This is a genomic window from Segatella oris, assembly GCF_900637655.1.
In the GTDB taxonomy this organism is placed as follows: domain Bacteria; phylum Bacteroidota; class Bacteroidia; order Bacteroidales; family Bacteroidaceae; genus Prevotella; species Prevotella oris.
In genome coordinates this window covers 133,026-158,033 of record NZ_LR134384.1, presented here as the reverse complement: position 1 = coordinate 158,033, position 25,008 = coordinate 133,026, and the positions used below count along the sequence as shown (strand labels likewise).

Here is a 25,008-nt window from a genome sequence, read left to right as displayed (position 1 = left end):
TTAAACTCACTTTTAAAGTCCAATTTGCAGGAGTTGGGCTTTTATTTTGTAATTTTGCAGCTTGACAAAGCTACACTTTTATGAAAAAAATAGACAGGAAACTGGTTCGCGGTTGCTATGATTATCTTATCATTGCGTTGGCAATGGTCGTGGGAAGTCTGGGCTGGGTGGTCTTTCTTTTACCTCACAAGATTACCATTGGAGGCCTGCCCGGTATATCGTCTGTGGTGTTTTGGGCCACGGGTATCCACGTTCAGTACACCTATCTGGGTATCAACATATTGCTGTTGGCAGCTGCACTCAAGGTGTTGGGGCTTAAATTCTGTGTCAAGACCATATATGCAGTGAGTGTCTTTACATTGTTTACTACGCTTTGGCAAGGTGTAGTGGGCGATAAGGTGATGTTCAGTAAGGAGCCGTTTCTGGCCTGCGTAGTGGGTGGTTTGCTGCTGGGTTTGAGCACAGGTTTCAGCCTTTTGCGCAATGGAAGCACGGGAGGTTCGGATGTCATTGCAGCCATAGTGCATAAGTATAAAGACATATCTTTGGGGCATATCATACTCATGTGCGACCTCTGTGTCATTACATCCAGCTACTTGGTTATAGGCAGTTGGGAGAAAGTCATCTATGGTTATATCGTGCTTTTCGTAATGTCTTATACGGTAGACCACGTCATCAATGGTTTTCGTCGATCGGTACAATTCTTCGTGATTTCAGAGAAATATCAGGAGATCGGACGCCTGATTAACAATGAGGCTAACCGTGGTTGCACGGTGATTGATGCGCATGGCTTCTACACGGGCAAGAAGATGGGAATGCTTTTCATTATTGCCAAGCAGAATGAAAGCCACAACATATTTAGGATTATCGATGATGTAGACCCTGAAGCCTTCGTCAGTCAGAGTGCCGTTTCAGGCGTTTATGGCTTAGGTTTCGACCGCATGAAAGTGGGAAAGAAGCATTTAAGTAAAATGAATAAAGTTTGATTTTCTGGCGAATGATAAATTATGATGAAATAAAGGACAAGCGGATAGCACTTCTTCTTTCGGGAGGTGTCGACAGCAGTGTGGTGCTTTACGAGATGGTGAGCCATGGTTTGCATCCCGATTGCTTCTACATCATGATTGGTCCCGAGGAGAAAGAAGAGTGGGATTGCACGAGTGAAGAAGACTTGGAAATGGCAACGGCTTTGACAAATCGCTTCGGTTGTCAGTTGAAAGTGATTGATTGCCACAAGGAATACTGGTCTCAAGTGACGCGATACACTATGGATAAGGTGAAAGCCGGCTTCACACCAAACCCTGATGTCATGTGCAATCGGCTCATCAAGTTTGGTGCTTTCGATGAGAAGATAGGCCACGATTACGACCTCATTGCTACCGGACATTATGCACAGACCGAATGGATTGAGGGGCGAAAGTGGCTCACGACAAGTCCTGACCCGGTTAAAGATCAGACTGATTTCTTGGCACAAATCTATGGCTGGCAACTGAGAAAGGCCATCTTCCCAATAGGACATTTCGAAAAGAATGAAGTGCGCGAGATAGCCGAAAGAGAACATCTTATCAATGCAAAGCGCCGTGACAGTCAGGGCATCTGCTTCTTGGGAAACATTGACTACAATGAATATGTGCGTCGTTATTTAGGCGAAAGCGTGGGTGATGTCATTGAATTGGAGACAGGAAAGAAGATAGGTGAGCACAAAGGACTGTGGTTTCACACGATTGGTCAGCGTAAGGGACTTGGCTTTGGCGGTGGTCCTTGGTTTGTGGTTAAAAAGGATGTGGAGCGTAATATCCTGTATGTCAGCCATGGTTATGACCCTGAAATGGCGTATAAGCAAGACTTCAAGATACATGATTTCCATGCCACGACCTATTGTCCAGAGGGAACAGCGTTGCCCGAATTGCCCGAACGCATTACGTTCAAGATACGTCATACTCCCGAATATCTGCCTGCAACGCTTGAAAGAACAGGTGAAAACACCTATGTTATTCATGCTGACAACAAGATACATGGTGTGGCTCCGGGACAGTTCTGCGTGGTCTATGACGCACAGCACCATTATTGTTACGGTTCGGGAGAGATTACTTTATGAGCAAATGAAAACCACTTTATGAGATGGAAAATATAGAAGGAAAAGAAGAACAGATACTTATTCGCATCACAGGACAGGACCGTCCGGGCCTCACTGCAGCCGTCATGGGAATTCTGGCACGCTATAATGCCCGCATTTTAGATATCGGTCAGGCCGACATTCACAGCACCTTGTCGCTCGGAATACTTATCCGCATTGATGATACGCACTCTGGTCAGGTGATGAAAGAATTGCTGTTCAAGGCCGAGGAACTGAATGTGAACATCGGATTTGCACCGATTTCTGACGATGAATATGAGTCATGGGTCGATCATCAGGGCAAGAACCGCTACATTCTGACCGTGATTGGTCGCTCGCTTTCAGCCAAACAGATTGCTGCTGCAACAAAGATTATTGCTGAACAGGGACTGAACATCGACTTTATTCGAAGGATGACAGGTCGCATGAGCATCAAGCATCCTGAACGGAATGTGCGTGCCTGCATTGAATTCTCACTGCGCGGAACTCCGAAAGACCGTGAACTGATGCAGTCAAAACTGATGCATTTGGCTTCAGAACAGGAGATAGACTTTTCTTTCCAGCGTGATGATATGTATCGACGCATGCGCCGTCTCATCTGCTTTGATATGGACTCGACGCTCATTCAGACAGAATGTATTGATGAACTGGCAGCTCGTGCCGGAGTGGGGGATAAGGTGAAAGCTATCACAGAGCGTGCCATGCGTGGCGAGATTGATTTCAAGGAGAGTTTCACGGAGCGTGTGGCATTGCTCAAAGGACTTGATGTCAGCGTGATGCAAGATATTGCAGAGCACATGCCTATCACCGAAGGAGCCGACCGATTGATGTCAGTATTGAAGCGATGTGGATATAAGATTGCCATTCTTAGTGGTGGATTTACCTTCTTCGGAGAACAGCTCCGGCGTCGCTATGGCATTGACTATGTCTACGCAAATGAACTTGAAATTGATGAGAATGGTAAGCTGACAGGGCGCTATGTGGGTGATATTGTCGACGGAAAACGCAAGGCTGAACTCCTGAAACTCATTGCTCAAGTTGAACAGGTGAACCTTGCACAGACCATTGCTGTGGGAGACGGTGCCAACGATTTGCCGATGATAGCAGAAGCCGGATTAGGGATTGCATTCCATGCAAAGCCTCGTGTGAAGGCAACGGCACAGCAGTCTATCAACAACATCGGCTTGGATGGTGTGCTCTATTTCCTTGGGTTTAAGGACAGTTATTTGGGAGAGCAAGGGAAACTGTAGCCATTCAGTTAAATGCGCTGTGCCCAATTTCAGCATGACACTGAACTATAGACCTTGCGGATATTATTGAAATATTCGCAAGGTCTGTTCTTTTTGCGGGCTGTCTGCTAATGTCTGCAATTTGAAAATAAGGGTAGAAACAGAAGTCTTTCTGTGCTTTCTTTATTCCAAACCAATCAGCAGTCCGTCTTGAATGTCAATCCTTTCTGCTTGTGGATGGCGTGGAAGTCCTGGCATGCGCATGATATCGCCCGCGATAGCCACAATCATTTCGGCGCCCATATTGATGACAAGGTCGCGAATAGTGAAAGTAAAATCCTTGGGAACGCCGTGCCGTTTAGCGTCATCACTCAATGAATATTGGGTCTTGGCAATGCAGACAGGGTAGCGTTCAAGGTTCCATTTGGCAATGCGCTCAAGCATTTCCAATGCCTGTTTCTTGAAAACTACCTGCTTGGCACCATAGACTTGCTTGGCCACGGCCGTAATCTTATCCTTCACGTTGGCTTCATCTGTATAGCAATAAGCGATGTCTTCTGAAGGATGAGCTGCAATTTCGTCGATGGCAAGCTGTGCCAAATCCATGCAACCCTCGCTTCCTTTCATGTAAGCCTCGTTTACGGCGAAGCCAATTCCTAACTTCTCGCAATGTTCACTGACGACAGTAATCTCTTCTTCTGTGTCATTGCCGAAGCGGTTCAGGGTCACGATGACGCGCTGTCCCATGTGTTGCATGTTGGCAATGTGTCTGTCTAAATTTTCCAATCCCTTACGGATATGCTCGCAACAGCCGTTCTCCGGGTCGCCCACCTGCATGCCGCCATGCATCTTCAGCCCCATGATTGTGGCCACTAATACCGTGAGTCGCGGTTGTATTCCTGCTTTACGGCATTTGATATCCAAGAACTTTTCAGCCCCAAGATCGGCCCCAAAGCCTGCTTCTGTCACGACATAATCGCCAAAGCTCATGGCCATTTTCGTGGCCAGAATACTGTTGCAGCCGTGTGCAATGTTGGCAAACGGGCCGCCATGGATAAAGGCCGCCGTGCCTTCAATGGTCTGAACGAGGTTCGGATTGAGTGCATCCCGCAGCAAAACTGTCATGGCTCCGCCTATGCCGAGGTCTTTCACGCAGAAGGGGTTGTCGTCAAGAGTGATGCCTAATAAGACATTATCGATGCGTCGGCGTAGGTCTTCTTCGTCTGTGGCGAGGCAAAGAATGGCCATAATCTCACTGGCCGGCGTGATGTCAAAACCGCTTTCGCTGAGCAGCCCGTTGGTTTTTGCCCCCAGACCGGTTGTGATACAGCGTAGATTTCGGTCGTTCACATCAAGCACACGGCGCCAGAGCACATCCTTAAGTGCAAAACCTTCTTCATGGTGCTGATAGAGATAGTTGTCGAGTAGGGCTGCAATCATATTGTGAGCCGATGTAATTGCATGGAAATCGCCTGTGAAATGAAGGTTTATTCTGTCCATGGGCAGCACCTGTGCATAGCCTCCTCCTGTGGCACCGCCTTTCATTCCGAAGCACGGGCCAAGTGAAGGTTCGCGCAATGCCAACACGGATTTATGCCCCAATCGGTTCATCGCCATTGACAATCCGATGCTGACGGTGGTCTTTCCGATGCCGGCTTTTGTCGGACTTATAGCTGTCACAAGAATGAGATTGCTCTTCTTGACGCGCTTTTCATCAATGAGTTTAAGGGGTACTTTAGCAATGTATTTACCATAGTTTTCGAGTTCTTCTGTGGGAATATCAATCTTTTCAGCAATCCTTTCAATGGATTGCAACTGACATTCGCGGGCTATTTCAAGTTCGGTTTTCATAAGGGGCATAAAACGAAATGTAACAAAATGGAAGATGACAGAAAACGACTATATATGTTGATATTCAATCAGTTAGAACGAAATTAGACAAAGACAGCTTGCAAAACGAAATGTTACATTGCGTTACATTCGTGTTACATTTAGGGGATTATTTGAACAGTGTTTGAAGCATAAATGTTACATGGGTGAAAAATAGGGCTACATGAGACGGCGTTTTGATTGAAGACGGGTAATTTATAACATGAAGGCGATAGAGGACGGCACAGGTGAAGGAAAGGGCCTTACTGGGTGAATTGAGAACGCTTGAAGCATGGCAGAAGCAGTTGCATCCTGCCTTTTATTTTGTCGTAAAGAATAAAATATAAATCATTAAAATATCGTATATAATTATTATTTTGTATATTTGCAGCAAAAAGAAGTAAATATGACTAAGGTAATACACGTACAATTGATGCAGGGACGAAAGAACTATTATTTCGGTTCTATTCCTGCGATTTACAGCGTTCTAACGGCTGAGGAGATAGGTATAAAGCAGTGTTCATTAGAACGCGTAGGGTTGAGCAAGGGAGGCGTTGTACTGAATAAAAAGGCATGTATCAGGGCAGGCGAACTTATACGCTCTAAGGCAACAAAATAAGGATGCGTTTGAACAGCTAAAACGCTGATTGAACGACACTTGAACGGTTTTCGACACGTATTTGAACGGTCGGAAGCCGTTTTTTCATTTTATAGGGTCTTTAAACGGGTGATTTTAGGGTAAAAAATGGGATTGGGTGGACACTTGGGTGGACGATTGGGAGGACAATGCAAAACGAAATGTATCGATTGGGTGGACATTTGGGTGGACACTTTTAATATAGTTTTGACCACATTCACCCCCCTAATAAGGACAAAAAAAAGCGGATTAATGCCGTTTTTTATCGTTTTACCCCCCCCTTTATTCCACAAAACAGGGGGTATAATACCATGTGACGAATAAAAATAATTTCGTAGAACGCCCTGTTTATCGGGCTTTTTAGCTATATTTGCGGTGTTAAATCATAAAAAAGTGTGCGCGCGGCGCATAAGGAGGGCAATATGGAACAGACATTTAAGATTAGTGATGAGCAGTGGGAGCGTTTGAATGATACAACGTTTAGAATTGTACTGGAGCGTTCAGATAAGCTGGTTGCAAGTTCACTTGAACAGCTGCGCAAGTCTACAGACCGCGCCTATACCCTTTTTGGTTTCCTACTTACTGTTTTCTCAGGAATAACCGCTTACTTGATTAGGTGTGTGGATATAACTGTTCTGCTTCCGTGTGTTGTATTGTGGTTGGGCTGTGGTATAGCTACTGCATTGATGTTTTCCAAGGCAATATGGGTACACCCTTTTATCCATCAGGGAAACCAGCCACGTTATTTAATCACCAAAGAGCTTATAGATGCTTATAAATCGAATGGTGCATACCAGCACACGCTCTTGGTGTCTGCTATAGAAGAAAATCAATATTGCTACGACTACAATTCAAACATATTGGAGAAGCGTGCAAAAGTAATTAAATGTGTGATGAAGGTTATAAAGGCAACCTTTTTAATGGTTGCCGTTATAACCATACTCATTAAACTGGCTGAATATCTGAACTATCCATTGAATTAGTGTACACAGCATCTGGGGTTTGAGGTCTTGGATATTTCTCCTTTTCCTCTTCGTCTTTTTCTTTTGCCATAATTGTTGAAGTTAAAGTGAATATTAAGTTTGAAATTATTTAATGTTTACATAAATCGGCTTATGTTACCGAGTACTTCGAAGATGCGGAGAATACGGGAATTGTCGTACTCCTGCTCATCGTAGTTCTCCTCGTTGATGGGCACGTAACGCATTCTGTTCGGGTCATTGGACTTGCGAAGTATCTTGACGGTGCGAATAGTATCGAGGACAACGGCATAGATCTCGCCGTATTGCACATCCTCAAGTCGGCATTCCTTGAGCGCAATGATATCTCCATGGTTGATTTTAGGTTCCATTGAATGACCCGTGATGTTCACCCAGGTGACCCCCGGCTTGTTGAATGGCTTGAAATCGATGTTGTATTCAGGATTGATAGTCTGATTATTAAATGTAAGGTCAAAGCCTCCAAGGAAGTCCACATCATAGTATGGTGCACCTTTACTGGGAGTGTATGAAACGGAGGGTTCAGAAAGAAGTGCCTCCGTTATAGAATTTTCTTCTTGTTTTTTGGGGTAAATAGCCTTATTTTTCTTATCTTTATGGTCGGGAATTGTGTCTTCAGCTACACTGCATGATTGGTTACTACCTTTCGTTTTGAGCATAGGACCGCGACCTGTTAGCAACCAGTCTGGATTAATATCATCGTATGCTAATAGAATTTTTTCAATACTTACAGAGCTTAGACCTTTCCCTCCATTTTTAGCCTTGCCTAAAAGTCCGACAGACAAGCCCGCAGTGACAGTCATTTGATTGTCATTGATACCGCTTTGCGACATATAGTATTGAAGTCTTTCTATAAAATTTCCCATAAAACATGAAATTTATCAATAAAAATTTTGGAGTATAGAAATATTTCTATATCTTTGCAACATGTTTAATACATAAACACCGCGTCAAAAATACAAAAAAGGGGCGAGAAACAAGAATGTTTAATTAAAAAATATAGGAATATGAAAACTTACTTCTACGCATCTTACAAGTTAAATGTGAACAAAGCAGACGTTTGTACGATTATCAAAGCACAAAGTCAGGCACAAATCAAAAGAGCAGCCATCCATTTGCATGAAAACTGGTCACGTTTTGAAACGTATAATGAGGCATTCAACTATCTTATGCTTAATGTTACCTCATTAGGAGCACAGGTTTCCTACGATGACGTTAGATATTATGATGTGACGAATTTCTAAATAACCTTATTGTAAGTAAGACATGAACAAGAGTTTATTAGACCGAGTAAGTGTTGAGAAAATAGATGCGCTGGTTGACGCATTAAGCGGGGTGATAAGTGACATGCGCATTACAGGAGAAAATAGCGAGGCCTGCTTTTGCAATGAAGCATATTGGGCATGTTATTCTTTAAGAAATATGATGTTTACATCTCTAAGACATCGGGAACAAAATAGACTAGGTGAATAGATTGTAGGATAACCCAAGGCGGCTACGTCCGAATGGTAGCGGACCAGAACATCTCGGCAACTGGGGTTCGATTCCCCTCCGCCTACAAACATAATATTAATAAAGAAAAGATATGGAAAAGAAGATTTATGTAAGTGACAAAGCAAAGACGCAGCTTTGCAAGATATTCAGCTGCTCTAAGATGATGGTGTGGTTAGCGCTGAATTTCAAGCGCGAGAGTGACCTGGCACGGAAGATACGTTACACGGCCCTGACACAGTTCGGTGGCGTTCCAAGCTGGAAACCCGAGGAAATGGAAACCACTCACGAGGAGGTGGAAAAGACCATGACGCAGCGTTATGGAGAACGTGTTAAATTGGTGTATGATCGCAATGACGGCAGCACGCATGTTCTGATTGACGGCAAAGAGACGCGTGTGGAGCATAATCTTGACGTGCCCAGTTTCATGGCGTTGCAGAACGAAGTTGAAATAATGGCTATGAGTTTGTAAGAGTTTGACGGGATGGAGTATTTCAATAAGATATTGTGCGTAACCTACGCGGAATTAACGGGAGGCGGCGAAGCTATTATCAAAGGTGACACATTGTTGAAGAATGTCACTCGCGGTAATATCGTCAGTGTTCACCGTGGCGGTGGTGAGGGTAGCCAGGCACTATACGCATGGAATTCCATTCCTCAGAAATATAGGAAGCTGTATATGGAACGTTACGGCGACCCTGAACAGCGCATGAAGGAAGCCATGATGCGTGACCGCATCAAATTAGATAGCGAGGCTCGCGAATGGTACGAAGCGTTCACCTATGAGAAGAATGGCCGGGCGGAGCATCTGACTGGCGAACTGATAGAGGAATATACTATCAACGCGAGTGTACTTGGCGAATTGCAGAAGATGATGGCACAGCGTCAGGCCCTCCGTCAGAGTCTGAACGGCAGCATGGCGGGTGCATGGGAAGTTATCTGTCAGAGTTCGGAGGCTTTGCGCGAGGAATATCACCACACACTGCCAAAGCACATAGTACGTCTGAAGGCGAAAATCAAGGCTTTCAAGGCCGACGGCTATCGCAGCTTGATCAGTGGCAAGGTAGGTAATCTGAACACCATTAAAATAACACCCGAGTTCGGGCAGCTGCTTATAGCCTTGAAACGCTGTCGAGTGCCTGTATACACCGACGCACAGCTCTTTGAAGAGGCAAACAGACAGGCAGAAGCAAACGGCTGGAAGCCTCTGAAAAGCCTTAGCGGTCTGAAGCGATGGCTGAACAGTGCTGCGATTATGCCACTATGGTATGATGCTGTATATGGTGAGCAGGCCGCACGACAGAAGTTCGGACGTAAACACCGTACAGCACAGCCAACGAAGCGCGACGCTCTGTGGTATGGTGACGGTACGAAACTCAACCTATACTACCAGGACGAAGAAGGCAAGGTGCGGACCACGCAGGTCTATGTAGTCATTGATGCGATGAGCGAGGTGATGCTTGGCTGGCACATCAGCGACAGCGAGGACTACGAAGCGCAATATCTCGCTTACCGTATGGCTATTCAGACCAGCAGGCACAAGCCTTACGAAATTGTGCACGACAACCAGGGCGGACACAAAAAACTTGACGCTGAAGGACTGTTTAAGAAGCTTTGCCACGTGCATAGGACCACGCAACCCTACAACGGCGAGTCTAAGACCATTGAGGCAGTGTTCGGCCGCTTCCAACAGCAGGTGCTGCACAAGGATTGGCGCTTCACGGGTCAGAATATCACCGCAAAGAAGATGTCGAGCCGTCCGAACCTTGAATTTATTGAGGAAAACAAGGACTCACTCTATACATTAGAGGAACTGAAGGATGCTTACGCAAAGGCTACCAAGGAGTGGAACGAAATGGCGCACCCTGCATACGGCAAGAGCCGACAGGAAGCTTACGACAATAGCGTGAATGAGGAAACACAGCAGGTTACGGCACACGACATGGTGGATATGTTCTGGGTTACGGCTAAGCGTATGAGCACGTTCACCGACCAGGGTATCAGCGTAACTATCAAGAAGGAGAAGAGACAATACGAAGTGATGAGTGAACCTGGTGTTCCTGATCATGAGTGGCGAAGACAGCACACTTACGAGCGGTTCGTTGTCAAGTATGATCCTTACGACTTCGGAAGCGTCCGACTCTATAAGAAAGAAGCTGACGGCAGCCTGAGGTTTGAACGAGTAGCAGAACCTTACGTTGTGATACATCGTGCGATACAAGAGCAGACGGAAGGTGAAGCTGCATTCATCAGACAGCAGCAGGCTGCGAATACTACTGACCGCATTGAGCGCACCGTTGCAGGACGTGAGATAGAAAAGGCTCATGGCGTAATGCCGGAGCAGCACGGCTTACGTAGTCCAAAGCCAAAGGGAATGACAGCAGCAGAGCGCAGACAGATAGAACGCCGTACAGGTATTTATAGCAAGGCGCCTGAAGAGTATAAAATAGGACGAAAGACGAAGCAAGTGAGCCTTGAAGACTGGTCAAAGGTTGAGACAGCAGTGGTTGACATGGCTTATGTGGCTGGCAAATCATAGGCAGCGGACGGTGTTTCACTGCACAAAATAAAAAAATAACAACTAAAATAGAAAAGATATGAGTAAGTTGACAAACAAGGAAAAGAGTCAGATCCAGGAGTGCTTGAAGCAGTATGTCAGCAAGTACCCAAGTCAGAATAAGGCTGCACAGAGTCTGGTAGGAACGAGCAGCGCAACGGTGAGTAGTATTCTGCAGGGCAAGTGGGAGAATATTTCGGACGACATGTGGCGCAACCTCGCCTCACAGTTGGGGACAACGTCCGGCAATGACTGGCAGGTGGTTGAGACAAAGGCCTTTCAGGAAATGGCACTCGTCATGAAAGATGCCCAGGCCGTGAGGAATGTCACATGGATTGTCGGAGAGGCAGGCTGCGGAAAGACAACCACGGCGCGCCTCTATGCAAATGAGAACAATGAGGTGTTCTACATCTTGTGTTCTGAAGACATGAAGAAGAGTGACTTTGTACGTGAGATTGCACGCCGTATCGGTCAGCGTACAGAAGGTTACAGCATCAGAGAACTGCTCGACAGGATCATTGACGACCTTATTCAGATGGAGGCACCGCTGCTTCTTTTTGACGAAGCCGACAAGTTGCCCGAGCGCGTTTTTCATTATTTCATTGACCTTTACAATCGCTTGGAGGACAAATGCGGCATCGTCTTCTTTTCTACAAGCTATATCAAGCGTCGTATGACAATGGGGCTGCGCTACAACAAATGCGGATATAACGAGATACACAGCCGTATCGGCCGCAAGTTCTATGAACTGGAACAGACCGCCCCTCATGATGTGTATGCAATCTGCATGGCAAACGGTGTGACAGACAAAGGACGCATCTCAGAGGTTGTTAAAGATGCAGAAGAATATGAATTCGACCTGCGGCGCGTGAAGAAGAATATTCATAGAGTTAAATTAATGGCTGCTCAAACAGCGAAAAATCAGCGTTTGAACAGCGATAAAACAGCAGGATAATGAACAGGGCAATGTCAGTAACCGATATGCTGCGTATGAAGAAAGAAACCTATCCTTTTGAAGGAGAATGGGCCGACGCCTTCGGAGCACCGGAGCGAGGAGGCGTATGGTTCATTTGGGGGCGAAGCGGAAGCGGTAAGACCAGCTTCACGATGAAGCTCTGCAAAGAGTTGGCAAAGTACGGGAAGATAGCCTACAATTCCTTGGAAGAAGGTTTCTCTCTGACAATGAAGAATGCACTTATAGAGGCAGGTATGCAGGACGTTGCACGGCGGTTTATCCTCATCAGTGAAAGCATGAAAGACCTTGACGGCCGTCTCAAGAAGCACAAAAGCCCGGATATCATTGTGATAGACAGCTTTCAGTACACACAGATGAGCTTTAAGGATTATCAGAAGTTTAAGAACCGACACCGGGATAAGCTGCTCATCTTCATCAGTCAGGCAGAAGGAAACAAACCTTCAGGTCGTACAGCGGTGAGTGTGATGTATGATGCAGCCCTGAAGATATGGGTGGAGGGTTATCGGGCAATCAGCAAAGGGCGGTATTTCGGAAGCAAAGGCTATTACACGATATGGGAGGAAAGAGCAAACATATATTGGGGAGAAACAAAAGAGTAAAGCTATGGCAAACAAGCGAGACAACCTGTTGTACAGGCTACGAAAAAAGGGCGTACAGGCCAACACCCGCGAACGCGTTATCTTCTTCGGCGTGGGTGGCGAGCCGTTCAAGCTAATACAGATAAGACGGCTCTGCCGTGAGTTTCATTTCAATGTGCAATTAGTAATACAATAGACAAATGAATACTTATATTTTAATGTTATCAAAAACCTTTCCAAAAGGGCATCTCCATGCTGGAGAACAAACTTTTTTTGAAGAGAAGCTCGGTATAAGCAAACTGCATACTATTCGTGCAAATTATTCCCTGTGGGAACACCGTATTGCAGAAATACAAGCAGGTAAAGGTGTATTGTCTATCCGTCAATGGGTGGGCGAACCGTATAGGAGCAAGCAGGTTGAAATTGCACAGCTGACTGCAAATGAGGGTGTCGGTATTCAGAAACTAATATTTATCGACAATAATATCATGCTACCTGTTATTGAATATGGGTCAGGTAACGAATTCAAATCAATGGATAGATACATGTTTGCAAAAAATGACGGTCTTTCTTTCAAAGATTGGAAAGCGTGGTTCAGGAACTATGATTTATCAAATCCGTTGGCAATCATTCATTTTACAAATTTTAGATATTAATATTAAGATGAGCAAGGAAAAACGAATAAAGAAAGTATATATCGCAGGAAAGATAGGTGAAGATATTCTTAGCGATACAACTCGCAAGAAATTTGCAGAGGCAGAAGCGTGGTTGAAAGCAAAAGGATATAAAGTGTTTAATCCGACTCAAAGCGGGCTTGGCATCATGGCAGAGAACTACGCAAAGGCATGTGGCACGAACTTCTATGAAGAGATACTTCTTCTTGACATTATGCAACTGAAACGGTGTGATATCATCTGTCTGCTTCCTGACTGGCACGAAAGCCCAGGTGCCTTGGCAGAGTTTTTCTTCGCTAAAGCAATAGATAAGAAAATAAAACAGATTACAATGTTTGAAAATAAAATAGTAGATTGGATATGAGCAAGGAAAAACGAACAATAGAAATTGCCCCTGGGCTGATGAGCCCAGGAGGGCGCATGGGAGAGCGCTTTTTGAGCCGTGGGCACGTGTGCATCTATTGCCAAGGCAACGGCTACCACTGGCAGGAAAACTGCTATCGTGAACGTTACAAGCAGGAATGTCCTGTGTGTAAAGGCAGCGGACGGCTTGATGCAGTGGTGACGATTGAGTGGAAAGCGGGAAAATAATTAAGGAAGTAAAACGATAAAAAAGATAACTATGAACAGAGAAATAATATTTAGAGGAAAGTCTATCGGCACAGGTAAATGGCTTTACGGACATTTGTTCAACTATGGACTAACTGCGCCAACTAATGTGCCTTGTATCTGTGTTTGTGTGCCAAAATTTTGGGAAGAGGCACGTCTTCTCTATACTGTGTTTCCAGACACTATCGGTCAATACACAGGGTTAAAAGATAAGTACAAAAGGAAAATATTTGAGTGGGATATTCTTAAATTCATAGCGCCTGATGGTACTATACGATATTTTGTAGTAGAATGGGCAAGTGAAGATAGAATATTAAGGCCACTATCCGATTTTGTGCCTGACGGCAATCCTATCCGTATAAGCGGTTGGTGTTTCAACTGGAATGGACACCGCTTGTACCCAACTGTGATAGATGGAGTTCCTGATAATGAAAGGATGGAGATTGTTGGAAACATTCATGACAACCCCAACCTACTTAAATGATAATTGGACAAAGCATAAAAAGTAAAACAAAAATGGGACAATTAAGACACTATTCGATGACACCGAACGATAAACCTGAGTGGCTGTTGCGGTTGCAGTTGGAAATAAGTCAGCACTACGCCATTCGTGGTATAGAAGACACACCTGAAGACTGGCTGGCGTTGCAGGACTTTGTAGATGCTTTCATTCGTAGCCTCTACACGCGCCGGGATATCATGGTGAGGAGCGAGGTGGCTGCCGACCTGCTAACCGAAGACGGAGAGACACGTCTCATTATTAAGCGAAACAGCAAACCTTTGCAAGTGTATTACATTCAAAAATAACCTCCTCTTAAGCAGAAGACAGGGAGAATCATAATCAAACTTCAAAAGGATAAGGAAAATGGAAAAGAAAGAAAAAATTCAAATCACGGAATGCAAAGCCTTCGGTAAGTTTTTCGAAAACCTGACTCCGGGTAGCATACATGAAGTACTAACTGCTCCTGAAGGCGGGAGAACTGAAGGCGGCGTATGGGTCATGGGTGTAGGTGAGCCCGTATTTGTTTTGAATGGTGAATATAAACGAGTGTATAATTCTTAAAACAAGAACAATGGAAAAAGGATTTAACTACGCACGCTTTTACACCCTGCTCAAGAAAATGCCCGGCGCTGATAAGGAAACGCTTGTGGAGCAATATACGAACGGCAGAACAACACACCTACGAGAGACTACACAGCAGGAATATAACAAGATGTGTCGCGATATGGAGCAGGTAGCAGGCTATGACGAGTTCGTGGAGGGCATCCGGAGACAGCTCAGACGGAAACGCAGCGTATGCCTGAAGCTGATGCAGCAGCTCGGCATCGATACGACCGATTGGAACCGCGTGAATGCTTTCTGTGAAGATGCACGCATCGCCGGCAAAGCCTTCCGCCACATCAGTATAGATGAACTCGAAGAGCTTGCCGTGAAGCTGCGGACAATAAAGCGGAAAAAGGAAGCCTCCCCAGGCTCCTCCGAGGCGAGGGGAACCGTTGTTATGCTATCCGTAAACAATTCAATAGAAAATTAATTTTTAATTACAAAAGAATATGGAAACAACTGTAAACATCAAAAATTTAAGTAAGGAGGAACGGGCACAGTTGCTCGCTGAGTTACAGAACGAAGAGAAACAAAGTCGCATCCAACGTCGCGAAACCTACGAGAGTCTGCGTGCAGAATTGCTGCATGGCGTGGAGGAACGCCTGCAGACAGTAGCCGCCGACGTGCAAAGTTTTCATGACTGGCTGCAGGGTGAGGTTGAAGGCTTTGTGGGCGTGATGCGCGATTATGGGCAACTGCGCAAGAGCGACCAGCGCAGCTACACCATCACCGACGGAGACTTCCGTCTGGAGATAGCAAGTAACAAGGTTAAGGGCTTTGACGAGCGTGCCGACCTTGCAGCCGAGCGTCTTATTGACTACCTAAAGCGTTATATGAAGAAGAGCGAAAAAGGGGCCGATGACCCCATGTATCAAATGGCCATGACGCTCTTAGAGCGCAACAAGTCTGGTGATCTTGATTACAAGAGCATTTCGAAACTCTATGAATTAGAGGATAAGTTCGACAGCGAGTACAGTGAAATCATGGGGCTTTTCAAAGAAGCAAACGTGGTACAGAAGAACGCGGTCAACTACTACTTCTCAAAGCGCAATCCGGAGACGAATGTATGGCGTCGGATAGAGCCGAGCTTCTGCAGGATGTAAGTCCCGGAGATACGATGGTAGGATATGACGGCATGGCAGCAAATGGGCTGCCATGCTTTTGCGGTTAAATGAATTAATAACAAAAAACAATCTTTATAAACAATGAAAGTGGACAATGAGCGCCGTCGCGGCGTGAGCTATCTCAAGCGCGTGGCCGACGTGAACGCGATTTATCAGCAGTGGGCGAAGTCAGGTCTCTCGAATAGGGAAATTTGGCGTCGCTATATTTACCCCGTTTATGGTATCAGCGAGCGTGCAATGTATAAGATGCTCAAGATTGATGTGAAGGTAAGGCGCGACAACACCGCCTCACCCCGTCCGCTTTTATTGTTTGATTTCGACGATGAGTAACAACGATTTAGAACAAGTGTTCGCCCGGATATTGAACGATATACGGGTGGAACTGAAGGACGAGTTCGATAGGAACTTCGAGCGTCAGGGCTTCTTTTCAGAAAAATGGGAGCGGCGCAAGAGTCCGCTGCGCCCCGGACGCGCCACATTGGTCAACACGGGCAAACTGCGTAGCAGCGTGATGGCTCGCGCGACGGCAGACGGTGTGACGTTCTATACGACCCACCCTGCGGCAGAGATACACAACGAGGGTGGCGAGATAAAGGTGACGGCCCGCATGAGACGTTACTTTTGGGCCCGACATTATGCGGCTGTGGGTGGCTTCGGACGAAAGAAAAACGGTGAACTGCGAGGCGACAAGCGTACCCGACAGTTGAGCAGTGAGGCAGCGTTTTGGAAGTATATGGCCTTGATGCGCGTTGGCAGCGTGATACACATTCCCCGGCGGCAGTTCCTTGGTGCCTCGCCTGAAGTGGAAAAGGCCGTTACCGAAATCATAGAGAAAAAACTAAGCGAGTATTTTAACAACGAATTTAAACTAAAATAACGATGAGAAAAGAATTGTATGAAGCCATCAAGGCCGCGATTGAAAAGGCAGAAGATGTTAAGCACATCGACCTTTGGAACCACAATGTTGAGTTTATCGAACAAGAAGAGGGCTGGGAACGTCCAGCGGTGTTCGTGGAATTCGGTCCTATTACGTGGCAGCCCTACGTGGGTGGCGGCTATCATGGTGAAGGCAGCGTAAGGCTACACGTCGTGACGGACTGGGTGGAGGGCGGACAGGAGGCTGCTTGGGCTTTAATTGCCCAAATCCGCGCGGCCATGGACAGCGTGGAGGGTGACAGCTTTCACGGCCTGCGTCTCACAGAAACTATCACCAACCACAATCACGAGGATATTCTTGAGAGTATTGAGGTGTATGGCGTAAAAGGTGTATTATAAGCAGCGTATCATTCAGGAAAAAGCCTGCCGGCATGGAGACCGACAGGCTTTTTTTTTGATAAAATATGAAAAAATATTATCTGTTTTATTGTTTGTATTGAAATAATGATTATATTTGCAGCAGATAAAGCACTGAAGGAATGGCACCCTGGCATTTGAGTCCTAACCGCCGCCCTCGGTGCTTTATTTATTTTATATCATTTACAGAATAGAGATAGTAATCGGTAACTATGTGCCCATTTTTTCTTATTCTTACTTCTTTCGCCACATTCAGTCTGACTTTTTTCCCATGTAATTCTGCCTCGTAATAATAGAACTGCTGAATATTATCCTTGCGTGGGTGTGTCAGTGCAGATGTATCAACAAAGGTACTGTTTGCAAGAATCTTCCCTAAATCTTTTAAGTCCTCTTTCTCCAGTACCTTTGACCTGCCGAATGTGTCGGAGAAGATGTGTTTGTTGCCGTAGGTAGAGAAACCTACCTTGATCGTTCCACCTTCTATCGGCTTTTCATGCTTCACCTTAAGCAGCGGTTCCATTTCATGCAAGTAATGTATGCGTTCAATGGCTCGATCGGACTTGGACTTATCCCCAAAGCATTGTCTTACTAATCTGCACGCAGCACAAAGTTCATTCTCGGGCACAAAGGCAAGGTTTGTCTTCCCCTTGGCAAGGTCGCAGTCGTTGCAACGGCGTATGCTGTAGGGGTTATAGTCGGGCATGGCCTTGCCCTGCTTGCCTGGATTGAAGCGGAATATGCCGCGCGTGTCATTAACCAAGGCCTCGGCTCCACGCCTGTAGGCTTCCTCGCGCGGTGTTTCGGGATATTTCGTCTTGCGCACCTGCACCACCGTGCAACGGCAGTTCCAACCGTTCGGCGGATAGTAGCTGTCCCAAAATGCATCGCTGAAAGGTAGCGTCGTGCCGTTTAAGGCAGCGTGCTCGGGGCGCACATGATCATCACCGACAGTTCGATACTGCAGGTTGTAACGGTCACCGTCCTCGGCAAACTCCTCCCACTTGGCCGCCATATCTGCTGCGGCGTGGGTAAAGTTGTATTCTGCGCGCAGGTAATGTTCATTATAGGTTTTGTCCACCTTTTGAACGTCATTCAAAAAGCGTTCAAACGGCTTTTTATTACCCTGCTCATCGACCAAGGAAGGAAAGGCCTCATTGAGTTCGTGAAAAGTTTTGAGTCCGGAGAAGATATAGGTGGAATGCTCCAAGCTGTCGCGCATGGTGGAAGACATCTTCGTCTGCTCAAAAGCACTATTCAACACGTCGGCATGCGTTTCAACAAAAGTCTGCGCCTCTTTTGACGCGATGATGTTTATATCGAGTGATGCGCCCTTCTGCTTAAAAAGGCCTTTCATCATCGACTTGAACGCTGCGCGGAGTCGCTCTTGCTGTTTTTCATCGATGTTCCCGGCAAGGCAGGCGACGGCATGCTCATCGTTTAATATCTCCTTGTAACGGCTGTGCAGCCCCACATAGTCAGTGGGGCTCAGTCGAAAAAATGGACAGCCCCACCCCACGACATTTTCTTTTTACCGCCCGTTTCTTCTCCCTCCCCTTGGGGGAGGGTCGGGGTGGGGTTCCTTCTTTCCCCCACGGGCATGGCATATTTCTCGGCGAAATATGCCGGGTCGACATCATAGCGGTCGGCAATCATCGACTCATAGGCCACCTGCTGCTCGGGCGTGTAGTCAATGGCGTCGTTCCAGTCAAAGCGGCACCCCGCAAGTGGGAACTTATGTGCCACCATGCGCGGCAGCAGCTGGTTGTTGATGACGTCACGCAGCATGTCGGCATCGCCCTCGACGAGGTTCTGCAACACTTGCAGGTGGGTCTGACTTTGCGAGAGTGACGAGCCGTCCTCAATGGTCATTGTCTGCCCGATGATGAGCTTCGAAATTTCGGAGTTGGCCCTGCTGACGCGCTCGTTATACACATGATAGGCATCGGCCTTCGTGGACTCGACGAACTCAAGTTCAGTATCAAGCGGCATCACTGCCGTCTGTGACGCACCCGCATCAATGAGCATCCTGTGGAGTCTGTCAATCTCCTTCTTGTCGCGCGAAGAGGTCTTTGCGATGCGCATGGGCATGCCGAAAATTTCCCCGAACGTATCCCAGAACGCGAGCATGTTTTTCTTCGGTATCGTGTGCAGCGTAGCTTTCAGGAGCAGTCCGAGGTCGTAAGGCTTGCCCGCCTCAATGAGTGAAGGGGCCACAGCCGGTGAATGGTAGTCTATGCCTGCACGCCAGTCCTGTCCGAGCTGCATGATGACGCGCCCGTATTCGGGAATGACGTGCTTGCGGGGAATGAGCCTCACGCAATCATAAGTCATGGCAGCCGTTCCCGCACCGATGATATCGCCCAGCTCAATGAGCGAATGCCCCCAATAGCGAGAATCAAGTACATATTGACAAAAATCCTTGAACCACGCGTGGTCGAAGTAGTCAAGCAGTTCAGGTTTGTCCTCTCCTTTGTCATCTACAATCTTGAACGACTTTGCCATGACAAAACCCTCGCGCTGCCGGATACACCCTGAAAGATGTCCGTCGGCATCGGTGTCGCGGTAGATGTCGTAGAGCGGACTGCGGTTGGGGTTGTCAATATTGATAGCTGCCTGCCATGCACGGCGCCAATCGGCGATATCCTTGCGTGTGAGGGCGTCGGTGGTCTGCTGCAGCTGCATGATGACGTGCTTCACGCGCGCCTTTTCATCGTCCTTGGCAAGGTTGAAGGTGCCGTAAGGGGTGCGGAGTATGCGGTCGTTGTCACGGCCACGAAGCGAGGAAAAAATATTTCTGATATTCATAGAAATTACTTTAATGGGTTATTACCAGTTGTGTCTGAGGGGCTTTTGTGAGTGCCACACTACGCCCGTCCCGGAGGGCTCGCCCGTGGCGGCATCCGTGGCCACGGGAAGCGCGGGAATAATCTTTCCAGCCTGTACACCCTCAAGCCATTTAATCGCCCGCTCATAGCGTTCTTTGCGTATCTCACTGCCCATCTTCTGAGGCATGGCAGCCGTCATGTGATACAGGGCGATGTCGCAGGCATACATCACGATGAGCCGGTTGCGGTTATCACCTTCGGCTTTGAATGCAGCCTCGGTGTCGTATACAGGGCGCAGATAGCCTGCTATCTCCTCCATGGCCTCGCGCTCGGCACCTGCCCGTATATCGGCTGAGGTCTGCGAAACAACTTTTAAAGCGGCTTCGCCGATTACTACCCGATAGTCTTCATCTGTTACAAACATAAGCTACAATGTTATATATAATGATTTGCGTTCGATGTCGGCGGCGGTCATTCCTTTTCTGAATACTCCACCTGCGACGAACTTTTTGATATCCTGTTTGGAAATGACTTCAAGTCTTCCCTTGATCACGATGACCATATACTTGCGGTGCGTAATGTGACGCAGATAGTCCGCTTTCCTGACCGCACGCTTGAACTTCCAAGCGAAAATGATGTCTTTGATTAATTTTTTCATCTTACCAACTGTTTTTTGATGTTCTTCTTTTACTGAATTGTGGTTGAAAACTTTCCTGCCGCGCAGTGCGCTGCAACTGCCATATTGCACCTTCGTCTGCGTCGGGGGCATCATCGTTGCCGCTCATGCCCTTTTCGAATGCCAGCGTCTGCGCAATGCCCGCCTGCATGTCCGGGTCATCCTTTTGCGAAATGTCATAATAGACAAAACCACGCTCCCATAGCGGGCTGATAGCTTCCACGCGCTGGAATTTGTCCGGCTTCTTGCGCTTATCTCCCGTGATGGGTAGCTGATAGCCGCGCTGGGTGCCCTCTATCGTGAAATCGTCGAGGATGATGTCCTGCATGAAGCTGGCCTCCATCATGAAGCGGATAGAGATATTCTTTTCAAGACTCCACTCGTAGAGGTCATAGCACCACCGGACAAGTTCTGCCACGGATGCCTTCCTGACAAAGGCCCGCAGGTGCCACAGCTGTGACTTATACTTACCCCACAGTTTTGCCGCCTTGGTGTCGTTTGTTTTCTTCGATTTCCACGACGGGTCTATGTAGAGCACGAGTTCGTCAAAGTCGCGCCATGCAGGGCGCTTGGCATATTTTATCCATTCCTGCTTGAAGACCGTACCTTCGATGATGGGGTTGTGCATCATTTCCTTTTCCCATGCGCGGTAGCCTACGAATTCGGCATAAGTCCGTGCTTCCTCTTTCGTCCATTTTTCGCGCCATGTAGGGTTGCCCTCGCTGTCGACGGCCTTCACTTCTGACACATGTACGCCTTTAGTCTTGCAGATGTCAGCCAGTACCGAGGTTTTTGAGATAAGGTTGCCCACCATAATGAATCGACCTCGGCCCACATCAAGTGCACCAAAAAGCGCTTCCTTCACCCAATCTGTCATTTCGCGCACGCGACGAGGGTTACGGCAAAGCTCATCATCATCGAGGTCGTCGATGACGATGTAGTCGGGTCGTGACTCACGCTTTCTCAAACCACGCGGTGACTGTCCGCGTCCACACGCCAGGAAATGCACTCCGTCCTTAGTCGTGAACTCCCCTTCTGTCCAGTCACCCATAGACATCTGTTTTCCAAAATCGGCGATGATGCGCTTGTTATAGCCGAGTTCAGCCTGAATATCTCCTAACAAGCGGTTTGCGCTGTCCTCGGACTTGCCGACAACGACCATGAAGTCAATCAGGCGTTTAGGCTGGAACATCAGCCACAACGGTGTAAAAATGTCCATATGTGTGGACTTAGCGTGTCCTCTGGGCCACTTAAACACCGCTTTTAAATTAGGCGTGTTCTTCACCTTCAGTGCAGCAGCATTGTGAAAGGGTGCATTGTGTACGATGCGCACGACTTCACCAGTGACTTTGTCACGCTGTTGCAGGAAATGCGGGAAATAATACTCGCAAAAGGCGGCATAGTCCTTTTGCAGTCTGCGGATACGCCGCTCTTTCTCAACGGCCGTCTCGCGGACGAGACTCTTCGTGTCTGTGATGCTCTGTATCTGCCGGCAGTGTTCCTGCCACTCCAGCTGCATCTGTTTGAGTTCTGTAATCGTAGCCATACTTGTTGTGTATTATAATGTAGACGGGTTCTGCATACGCTCCATGAGGAACTTATTCTGATACTTGTTAATCGCCTTGATGAGTTCGGGGGTAATCTCCGGGTCGTAGGAGGCTTGGTCCTGTATCCACCGGTTGAAAGCCATGAACACCTCTATAGCGTCGATGACATTTGCTTTCTTATCAAGTTTCTCAATTGTTGATGAGAGCTTGGACAGCTTGTCAGCTAATGAACCGACAAGTGTAGGATCATTCGATTTATTCACATTCTCTATCATTCCATCAATGGTGAGCAGGAGTTTGTTCACTAATTCAGGACGCGAGATATTCTTTGCAGCGCGGGCTTCTTTCCACCCCTCGTTATTCACCCATCTTGAGATGGTTATACGCGAGACTTCTACCTTTTCGGCAATCTCATTCTGCTCCATTCCCGCGAGGTAGAGTGACCGGGCGAGCGATTTTTTCTTTTCAGTTTCTTTTGTCATTTCGTTATGATAATGTTTGAATTATGCCTGCAAAATTGGTCTAAAATATTGACACTTAAAAGAAAGTGTGAACTGCGTTCAGTATATACTGAACTGCGTTCCCCATTATTTTGCGGCAAAAGATTTATACGCTAATATTGCATCATCAAATTTTACAAAGCAATGGGAAAAAGAGTAAGAATTTCAAATGAAAGCCTGAACTGCTACGGCTTTCGCGTACTGACAGCAGGCATTGATGTGGAACAGTACAAGCGAAACCCCGTACTTTTATATATGCATGAGCGCGGCAATGTGGTGGGCTACGTGAAAGACCCGAAGGTGGAGAATGATGAGATAACGGGAGAACTGATGTTCGACTGCGCTTCAGAACAGAGTGAGCGCTGTCAGAAGCAGTTTGAATTCGGCAGCCTCAGGATGGTCAGTGCAGGGCTTGAGATTATTGAGACCAGCGAAGACCCTGCCTTACTGGTACCAGGACAGACCCGCCCGACAATCACGAAGAGTCGCCTCTTTGAGGTGAGCGTGGCCGATGTGGGTGCCAATGACGATGCAATCGTACTGGAAAAAGACGGGAAGCGGATAACTTTAAGTAAGGACGGAACCTGCGGGCTCCCCCTTATCAATCAAAATAACAATCAAAATCAAGAAGACATGGAACAGAAAGTCATTGCCCTGCAGTTGGGGCTGCCGGAGACGGCAACGGAGAAAGAGATTAACGAGAAGCTGGCACAGCTGACGGCCGTGCAGCAGGAAAACGACACCTTAAAGGCGGAGGCACAGAAGCTGACCGACGCGCGTATTGCGCAGTTGGTTGACACTGCTATCGCTGAAAAGCGTCTTGACGCGCAGCATAAGGAGCAGTTTGTGGAGCTGGGCAAGAAGATCGGTGCCGAGGAGTTGGAAAACACCTTGCAGGCTATGAAGCCACAGGTGAAGCTGTCTTCAATGCTTGGGCATCATGGAAGTGCCCCTGTATCAGATAGTGAAAAGACCTACACGAAACTCAGTGAAGTACCGGCTGACGAACTTGTGAAGCTGCGTGCCGAGAACGTGGATGAGTACAAGAAGCTCTACGAAGCAGAGTACGGCATGAAATGCGAACTTTGAAAAGGCAAAGAAATAAAAGTAAGAAAGTAAAAGTAAAAAAATGAGTAACATGAAGAGATTAGTTATGAAATTGATGATTGCATTGCTGGTCAATGCGATTGTCGGAAGTTTGATAGCCTTAGCTGTAGGCGTTGCGCCTTGGATTGGTGCGGTGGCATTGAATGTGATTGCCATTGCCATAGGTGCATGTCTGCCCAAGGATACCCTGCGTGCAGGTGTCTTTACGGAAGTATGGACAGGTGAGTTGGTAAAATCGCTGCGCGGTGGGCTGGAAGGGTCATGGCTTGACGGTGTACCTGATCAGAGTACAATCGTCAAAAATGACGTGATACACCTTGTAGAGGTTGGCGTAGACCCTGATGTCCTGATCAACAACACGACCTATCCGATACCTTCGCAGGCCTTGAATGACAAAGATATTGCTGTGAAGTTGGATAAGTTCCAAACCAAGGTGACACCTATTACCGACGATGAGCTCTATGCGGCCAGCTATGATAAGATGGCTCGCGTGAAGGAATCGCATGGCAATTCCATCAACGATTCTAAGTTTACAAAAGCCGCTCATGCCCTCTGTGCACAGGAGAACACCGCTAAGACTCCCGTGCTAAAAACCACGGGCGAACGCGATGCTGAAACGGGTCGCCTTCGGCTGACGATGGCCGACTTGGTGGCACTGAAAGCCGCGATGGATAAGTTACACGTGCCGGCAGAGAACCGACGTTTAGTACTTTGTTCTGACCACGTGAATGACCTATTACTTGTCAGTCAGACCTTCCGCGAGCAGTATAATATTGACCGCGCTACAGGTAAGGTGGGTAAGCTCTTCGGCTTCGATGTCTATGAGTATGCCAATACACCGCTCTACACGCAGGCAGGAAAGAAGAAGAACTTGGGCGTGGCTGCCGGGGCCGGCGAGTTTAACTGCTCGTTCGCATTCTACACACCGCGCGTCTTCAAGGCGACAGGTTCGACGAAGATGTACTACAGCGAGGCAGCAACCGACCCTGAGTATCAGCGCAACAAGATCAACTTCCGCCACTACTTCCTCTGCATGCCAAAGCTGGCTGATGCCGGCGTAGTGATGATGAGCGGATACAAGGCTTCTTAATCGTAAG

At 47.2% G+C, this 25,008-nt stretch carries 32 protein-coding genes; 24 read left to right on the top strand and 8 right to left on the bottom strand.

Going from position 1 to position 25,008, the window contains the following annotated elements; genetic code table 11:
• The first annotated feature begins 80 nt into the window (after window positions 1–80).
• The 3 genes from EL210_RS00725 to serB are packed head-to-tail and all read left to right on the top strand — an operon-like array spanning window position 81 to window position 3,366.
• Entirely contained in the window at window positions 81–986 is a 906-nt protein-coding gene (locus tag EL210_RS00725) for a YitT family protein (protein WP_004371839.1), read from the top strand.
• An 11-nt stretch (window positions 987–997) separates the two neighbouring features.
• Complete coding sequence (gene mnmA, locus EL210_RS00720) at window positions 998–2,098, top strand: tRNA 2-thiouridine(34) synthase MnmA (RefSeq protein ID WP_018919324.1); 1,101 nt, start codon at window positions 998–1,000, stop codon at window positions 2,096–2,098.
• Between the two features lie 23 nt (window positions 2,099–2,121).
• The gene (gene serB / locus EL210_RS00715; protein ID WP_018919323.1) at window positions 2,122–3,366 is read left to right on the top strand and encodes a phosphoserine phosphatase SerB; all 1,245 of its coding nucleotides are present in this window, start codon (window positions 2,122–2,124) and stop codon (window positions 3,364–3,366) included.
• A 162-nt stretch (window positions 3,367–3,528) separates the two neighbouring features.
• Here the strand turns inward: serB and EL210_RS00710 are convergent, their stop codons facing one another.
• Complete coding sequence (locus EL210_RS00710; protein WP_018919322.1) at window positions 3,529–5,196, bottom strand: formate--tetrahydrofolate ligase; 1,668 nt, start codon at window positions 5,194–5,196, stop codon at window positions 3,529–3,531.
• A gap of 424 nt (window positions 5,197–5,620) precedes the next feature.
• Here EL210_RS00710 and EL210_RS00705 point away from each other — a divergent pair, with 424 nt between their 5' ends.
• A complete protein-coding gene (locus tag EL210_RS00705; RefSeq protein ID WP_004378073.1) occupies window positions 5,621–5,833 on the top strand; it encodes a hypothetical protein in 213 nt (70 codons plus the stop codon).
• A 440-nt stretch (window positions 5,834–6,273) separates the two neighbouring features.
• Window positions 6,274–6,834, top strand: a complete 561-nt coding sequence (locus EL210_RS00700) for a hypothetical protein (RefSeq protein ID WP_126370185.1) — start codon at window positions 6,274–6,276, stop codon at window positions 6,832–6,834.
• Window positions 6,835–6,950: 116 nt separating this feature from the next.
• Here the strand turns inward: EL210_RS00700 and EL210_RS00695 are convergent, their stop codons facing one another.
• Entirely contained in the window at window positions 6,951–7,715 is a 765-nt protein-coding gene (locus tag EL210_RS00695) for a S24 family peptidase (RefSeq protein ID WP_018921293.1), read from the bottom strand.
• A gap of 141 nt (window positions 7,716–7,856) precedes the next feature.
• On the opposite strand from EL210_RS00695, the gene EL210_RS00690 reads away from it, so the two are divergent.
• From EL210_RS00690 to EL210_RS00610, 17 genes are all read left to right on the top strand, one after another.
• Window positions 7,857–8,093: a hypothetical protein gene (locus EL210_RS00690; RefSeq protein WP_025879910.1), complete on the top strand. Its 237-nt coding sequence runs from the start codon at window positions 7,857–7,859 to the stop codon at window positions 8,091–8,093.
• Window positions 8,094–8,434: 341 nt separating this feature from the next.
• Window positions 8,435–8,812, top strand: coding sequence for a hypothetical protein (locus EL210_RS00680; protein WP_126370183.1), 378 nt, complete (start codon window positions 8,435–8,437; stop codon window positions 8,810–8,812).
• 12 nt (window positions 8,813–8,824) lie between these two features.
• Window positions 8,825–10,879, top strand: a complete 2,055-nt coding sequence (locus tag EL210_RS00675; RefSeq protein WP_126370182.1) for a DDE-type integrase/transposase/recombinase — start codon at window positions 8,825–8,827, stop codon at window positions 10,877–10,879.
• A 58-nt stretch (window positions 10,880–10,937) separates the two neighbouring features.
• Window positions 10,938–11,852, top strand: coding sequence for an ATP-binding protein (locus EL210_RS00670; RefSeq protein WP_126370181.1), 915 nt, complete (start codon window positions 10,938–10,940; stop codon window positions 11,850–11,852).
• Window positions 11,852–12,472, top strand: a complete 621-nt coding sequence (locus EL210_RS00665) for an ATP-binding protein (RefSeq protein WP_025879909.1) — start codon at window positions 11,852–11,854, stop codon at window positions 12,470–12,472. Before EL210_RS00670 ends, EL210_RS00665 begins: the two co-directional genes overlap by 1 nt.
• A 4-nt stretch (window positions 12,473–12,476) precedes the next feature.
• Window positions 12,477–12,647, top strand: coding sequence for a hypothetical protein (locus EL210_RS13490; RefSeq protein ID WP_169333949.1), 171 nt, complete (start codon window positions 12,477–12,479; stop codon window positions 12,645–12,647).
• A gap of 4 nt (window positions 12,648–12,651) precedes the next feature.
• On the top strand, window positions 12,652–13,107 hold the full coding sequence (locus EL210_RS00660; protein WP_018921284.1) for a hypothetical protein: 456 nt from the start codon (window positions 12,652–12,654) through the stop codon (window positions 13,105–13,107).
• A gap of 7 nt (window positions 13,108–13,114) precedes the next feature.
• On the top strand, window positions 13,115–13,489 hold the full coding sequence (locus EL210_RS00655; RefSeq protein ID WP_170166109.1) for a DUF4406 domain-containing protein: 375 nt from the start codon (window positions 13,115–13,117) through the stop codon (window positions 13,487–13,489).
• The gene (locus EL210_RS00650; RefSeq protein ID WP_126370164.1) at window positions 13,486–13,716 is read left to right on the top strand and encodes a hypothetical protein; all 231 of its coding nucleotides are present in this window, start codon (window positions 13,486–13,488) and stop codon (window positions 13,714–13,716) included. The genes EL210_RS00655 and EL210_RS00650 overlap by 4 nt, the downstream gene beginning before the upstream one ends.
• A 31-nt stretch (window positions 13,717–13,747) precedes the next feature.
• Entirely contained in the window at window positions 13,748–14,218 is a 471-nt protein-coding gene (locus EL210_RS00645) for a YopX family protein (protein WP_018921212.1), read from the top strand.
• A gap of 32 nt (window positions 14,219–14,250) precedes the next feature.
• Entirely contained in the window at window positions 14,251–14,541 is a 291-nt protein-coding gene (locus tag EL210_RS00640) for a hypothetical protein (protein ID WP_025879908.1), read from the top strand.
• A 58-nt stretch (window positions 14,542–14,599) separates the two neighbouring features.
• Window positions 14,600–14,797: a hypothetical protein gene (locus EL210_RS00635; RefSeq protein WP_018921210.1), complete on the top strand. Its 198-nt coding sequence runs from the start codon at window positions 14,600–14,602 to the stop codon at window positions 14,795–14,797.
• Window positions 14,798–14,807: 10 nt separating this feature from the next.
• Window positions 14,808–15,269 (top strand): hypothetical protein, encoded by a 462-nt coding sequence (locus EL210_RS00630; RefSeq protein ID WP_018921209.1) that lies wholly within the window; start codon window positions 14,808–14,810, stop codon window positions 15,267–15,269.
• Between the two features lie 19 nt (window positions 15,270–15,288).
• Window positions 15,289–15,942 carry a DUF3164 family protein gene (locus EL210_RS00625; protein WP_004378096.1) on the top strand — a complete coding sequence of 218 codons (654 nt, stop codon included), beginning with the start codon at window positions 15,289–15,291 and terminating at the stop codon, window positions 15,940–15,942.
• Window positions 15,943–16,044: 102 nt separating this feature from the next.
• Window positions 16,045–16,293: a hypothetical protein gene (locus EL210_RS00620; RefSeq protein ID WP_126370180.1), complete on the top strand. Its 249-nt coding sequence runs from the start codon at window positions 16,045–16,047 to the stop codon at window positions 16,291–16,293.
• Window positions 16,286–16,840 (top strand): phage virion morphogenesis protein, encoded by a 555-nt coding sequence (locus tag EL210_RS00615; RefSeq protein ID WP_018921207.1) that lies wholly within the window; start codon window positions 16,286–16,288, stop codon window positions 16,838–16,840. The genes EL210_RS00620 and EL210_RS00615 overlap by 8 nt, the downstream gene beginning before the upstream one ends.
• A 2-nt stretch (window positions 16,841–16,842) precedes the next feature.
• Window positions 16,843–17,238: a DUF3168 domain-containing protein gene (locus EL210_RS00610; protein WP_018921206.1), complete on the top strand. Its 396-nt coding sequence runs from the start codon at window positions 16,843–16,845 to the stop codon at window positions 17,236–17,238.
• Window positions 17,239–17,425: 187 nt separating this feature from the next.
• Here EL210_RS00610 and EL210_RS00605 read toward each other — a convergent pair whose 3' ends face one another.
• From EL210_RS00605 to EL210_RS00580, 6 genes are all read right to left on the bottom strand, one after another.
• The gene (locus tag EL210_RS00605) at window positions 17,426–18,613 is read right to left on the bottom strand and encodes a phage head morphogenesis protein (RefSeq protein ID WP_026286014.1); all 1,188 of its coding nucleotides are present in this window, start codon (window positions 18,611–18,613) and stop codon (window positions 17,426–17,428) included.
• A gap of 128 nt (window positions 18,614–18,741) precedes the next feature.
• A complete protein-coding gene (locus EL210_RS00600) occupies window positions 18,742–20,061 on the bottom strand; it encodes a phage portal protein family protein (RefSeq protein ID WP_018921204.1) in 1,320 nt (439 codons plus the stop codon).
• 21 nt (window positions 20,062–20,082) lie between these two features.
• On the bottom strand, window positions 20,083–20,505 hold the full coding sequence (locus EL210_RS00595) for a phage protein Gp36 family protein (RefSeq protein WP_018921203.1): 423 nt from the start codon (window positions 20,503–20,505) through the stop codon (window positions 20,083–20,085).
• A gap of 3 nt (window positions 20,506–20,508) precedes the next feature.
• Complete coding sequence (locus tag EL210_RS00590; RefSeq protein ID WP_018921202.1) at window positions 20,509–20,739, bottom strand: hypothetical protein; 231 nt, start codon at window positions 20,737–20,739, stop codon at window positions 20,509–20,511.
• Between the two features lies 1 nt (window position 20,740).
• Complete coding sequence (locus tag EL210_RS00585; protein ID WP_025879871.1) at window positions 20,741–22,303, bottom strand: hypothetical protein; 1,563 nt, start codon at window positions 22,301–22,303, stop codon at window positions 20,741–20,743.
• A 12-nt stretch (window positions 22,304–22,315) separates the two neighbouring features.
• Window positions 22,316–22,786 (bottom strand): terminase gpP N-terminus-related DNA-binding protein, encoded by a 471-nt coding sequence (locus tag EL210_RS00580; protein WP_025879872.1) that lies wholly within the window; start codon window positions 22,784–22,786, stop codon window positions 22,316–22,318.
• Between the two features lie 162 nt (window positions 22,787–22,948).
• Here EL210_RS00580 and EL210_RS00575 point away from each other — a divergent pair, with 162 nt between their 5' ends.
• Together EL210_RS00575 and EL210_RS00570 are read left to right on the top strand one after the other, a co-directional pair.
• Entirely contained in the window at window positions 22,949–23,893 is a 945-nt protein-coding gene (locus EL210_RS00575; RefSeq protein WP_025879873.1) for an HK97 family phage prohead protease, read from the top strand.
• 73 nt (window positions 23,894–23,966) lie between these two features.
• The gene (locus tag EL210_RS00570) at window positions 23,967–25,001 is read left to right on the top strand and encodes a hypothetical protein (RefSeq protein ID WP_018921198.1); all 1,035 of its coding nucleotides are present in this window, start codon (window positions 23,967–23,969) and stop codon (window positions 24,999–25,001) included.
• Window positions 25,002–25,008 lie beyond the last annotated feature (7 nt).

Excerpts from the sequence above, each read along its gene's own strand:
- EL210_RS00625 (WP_004378096.1), top strand. The coding sequence starts at position 15,289 with ATGGAAACAACTGTAAACATCAAAAATTTAAGTAAGGAGGAACGGGCA.
- EL210_RS00635 (WP_018921210.1), top strand. The coding sequence starts at position 14,600 with ATGGAAAAGAAAGAAAAAATTCAAATCACGGAATGCAAAGCCTTCGGT.
- EL210_RS00645 (WP_018921212.1), top strand. The coding sequence starts at position 13,748 with ATGAACAGAGAAATAATATTTAGAGGAAAGTCTATCGGCACAGGTAAA.
- EL210_RS00710 (WP_018919322.1), bottom strand. The coding sequence starts at position 5,196 with ATGAAAACCGAACTTGAAATAGCCCGCGAATGTCAGTTGCAATCCATT.
- EL210_RS00605 (WP_026286014.1), bottom strand. The coding sequence starts at position 18,613 with ATGATGAAAGGCCTTTTTAAGCAGAAGGGCGCATCACTCGATATAAAC.
- EL210_RS00670 (WP_126370181.1), top strand. The coding sequence starts at position 10,938 with ATGAGTAAGTTGACAAACAAGGAAAAGAGTCAGATCCAGGAGTGCTTG.
- EL210_RS00580 (WP_025879872.1), bottom strand. The coding sequence starts at position 22,786 with ATGACAAAAGAAACTGAAAAGAAAAAATCGCTCGCCCGGTCACTCTAC.
- EL210_RS00680 (WP_126370183.1), top strand. The coding sequence starts at position 8,435 with ATGGAAAAGAAGATTTATGTAAGTGACAAAGCAAAGACGCAGCTTTGC.
- EL210_RS00665 (WP_025879909.1), top strand. The coding sequence starts at position 11,852 with ATGAACAGGGCAATGTCAGTAACCGATATGCTGCGTATGAAGAAAGAA.
- EL210_RS00690 (WP_025879910.1), top strand. The coding sequence starts at position 7,857 with ATGAAAACTTACTTCTACGCATCTTACAAGTTAAATGTGAACAAAGCA.
- EL210_RS00700 (WP_126370185.1), top strand. The coding sequence starts at position 6,274 with ATGGAACAGACATTTAAGATTAGTGATGAGCAGTGGGAGCGTTTGAAT.
- EL210_RS00705 (WP_004378073.1), top strand. The coding sequence starts at position 5,621 with ATGACTAAGGTAATACACGTACAATTGATGCAGGGACGAAAGAACTAT.
- EL210_RS00650 (WP_126370164.1), top strand. The coding sequence starts at position 13,486 with ATGAGCAAGGAAAAACGAACAATAGAAATTGCCCCTGGGCTGATGAGC.
- EL210_RS00725 (WP_004371839.1), top strand. The coding sequence starts at position 81 with ATGAAAAAAATAGACAGGAAACTGGTTCGCGGTTGCTATGATTATCTT.
- EL210_RS00660 (WP_018921284.1), top strand. The coding sequence starts at position 12,652 with ATGAATACTTATATTTTAATGTTATCAAAAACCTTTCCAAAAGGGCAT.
- EL210_RS00610 (WP_018921206.1), top strand. The coding sequence starts at position 16,843 with ATGAGAAAAGAATTGTATGAAGCCATCAAGGCCGCGATTGAAAAGGCA.
- EL210_RS00615 (WP_018921207.1), top strand. The coding sequence starts at position 16,286 with ATGAGTAACAACGATTTAGAACAAGTGTTCGCCCGGATATTGAACGAT.
- EL210_RS00675 (WP_126370182.1), top strand. The coding sequence starts at position 8,825 with ATGGAGTATTTCAATAAGATATTGTGCGTAACCTACGCGGAATTAACG.
- EL210_RS00620 (WP_126370180.1), top strand. The coding sequence starts at position 16,045 with ATGAAAGTGGACAATGAGCGCCGTCGCGGCGTGAGCTATCTCAAGCGC.
- EL210_RS00600 (WP_018921204.1), bottom strand. The coding sequence starts at position 20,061 with ATGAATATCAGAAATATTTTTTCCTCGCTTCGTGGCCGTGACAACGAC.
- EL210_RS13490 (WP_169333949.1), top strand. The coding sequence starts at position 12,477 with ATGGCAAACAAGCGAGACAACCTGTTGTACAGGCTACGAAAAAAGGGC.
- EL210_RS00570 (WP_018921198.1), top strand. The coding sequence starts at position 23,967 with ATGATTGCATTGCTGGTCAATGCGATTGTCGGAAGTTTGATAGCCTTA.
- mnmA (WP_018919324.1), top strand. The coding sequence starts at position 998 with ATGATAAATTATGATGAAATAAAGGACAAGCGGATAGCACTTCTTCTT.
- EL210_RS00655 (WP_170166109.1), top strand. The coding sequence starts at position 13,115 with ATGAGCAAGGAAAAACGAATAAAGAAAGTATATATCGCAGGAAAGATA.
- EL210_RS00575 (WP_025879873.1), top strand. The coding sequence starts at position 22,949 with ATGGGAAAAAGAGTAAGAATTTCAAATGAAAGCCTGAACTGCTACGGC.
- EL210_RS00595 (WP_018921203.1), bottom strand. The coding sequence starts at position 20,505 with ATGTTTGTAACAGATGAAGACTATCGGGTAGTAATCGGCGAAGCCGCT.
- EL210_RS00585 (WP_025879871.1), bottom strand. The coding sequence starts at position 22,303 with ATGGCTACGATTACAGAACTCAAACAGATGCAGCTGGAGTGGCAGGAA.
- EL210_RS00630 (WP_018921209.1), top strand. The coding sequence starts at position 14,808 with ATGGAAAAAGGATTTAACTACGCACGCTTTTACACCCTGCTCAAGAAA.
- EL210_RS00590 (WP_018921202.1), bottom strand. The coding sequence starts at position 20,739 with ATGAAAAAATTAATCAAAGACATCATTTTCGCTTGGAAGTTCAAGCGT.
- EL210_RS00640 (WP_025879908.1), top strand. The coding sequence starts at position 14,251 with ATGGGACAATTAAGACACTATTCGATGACACCGAACGATAAACCTGAG.
- serB (WP_018919323.1), top strand. The coding sequence starts at position 2,122 with ATGGAAAATATAGAAGGAAAAGAAGAACAGATACTTATTCGCATCACA.
- EL210_RS00695 (WP_018921293.1), bottom strand. The coding sequence starts at position 7,715 with ATGGGAAATTTTATAGAAAGACTTCAATACTATATGTCGCAAAGCGGT.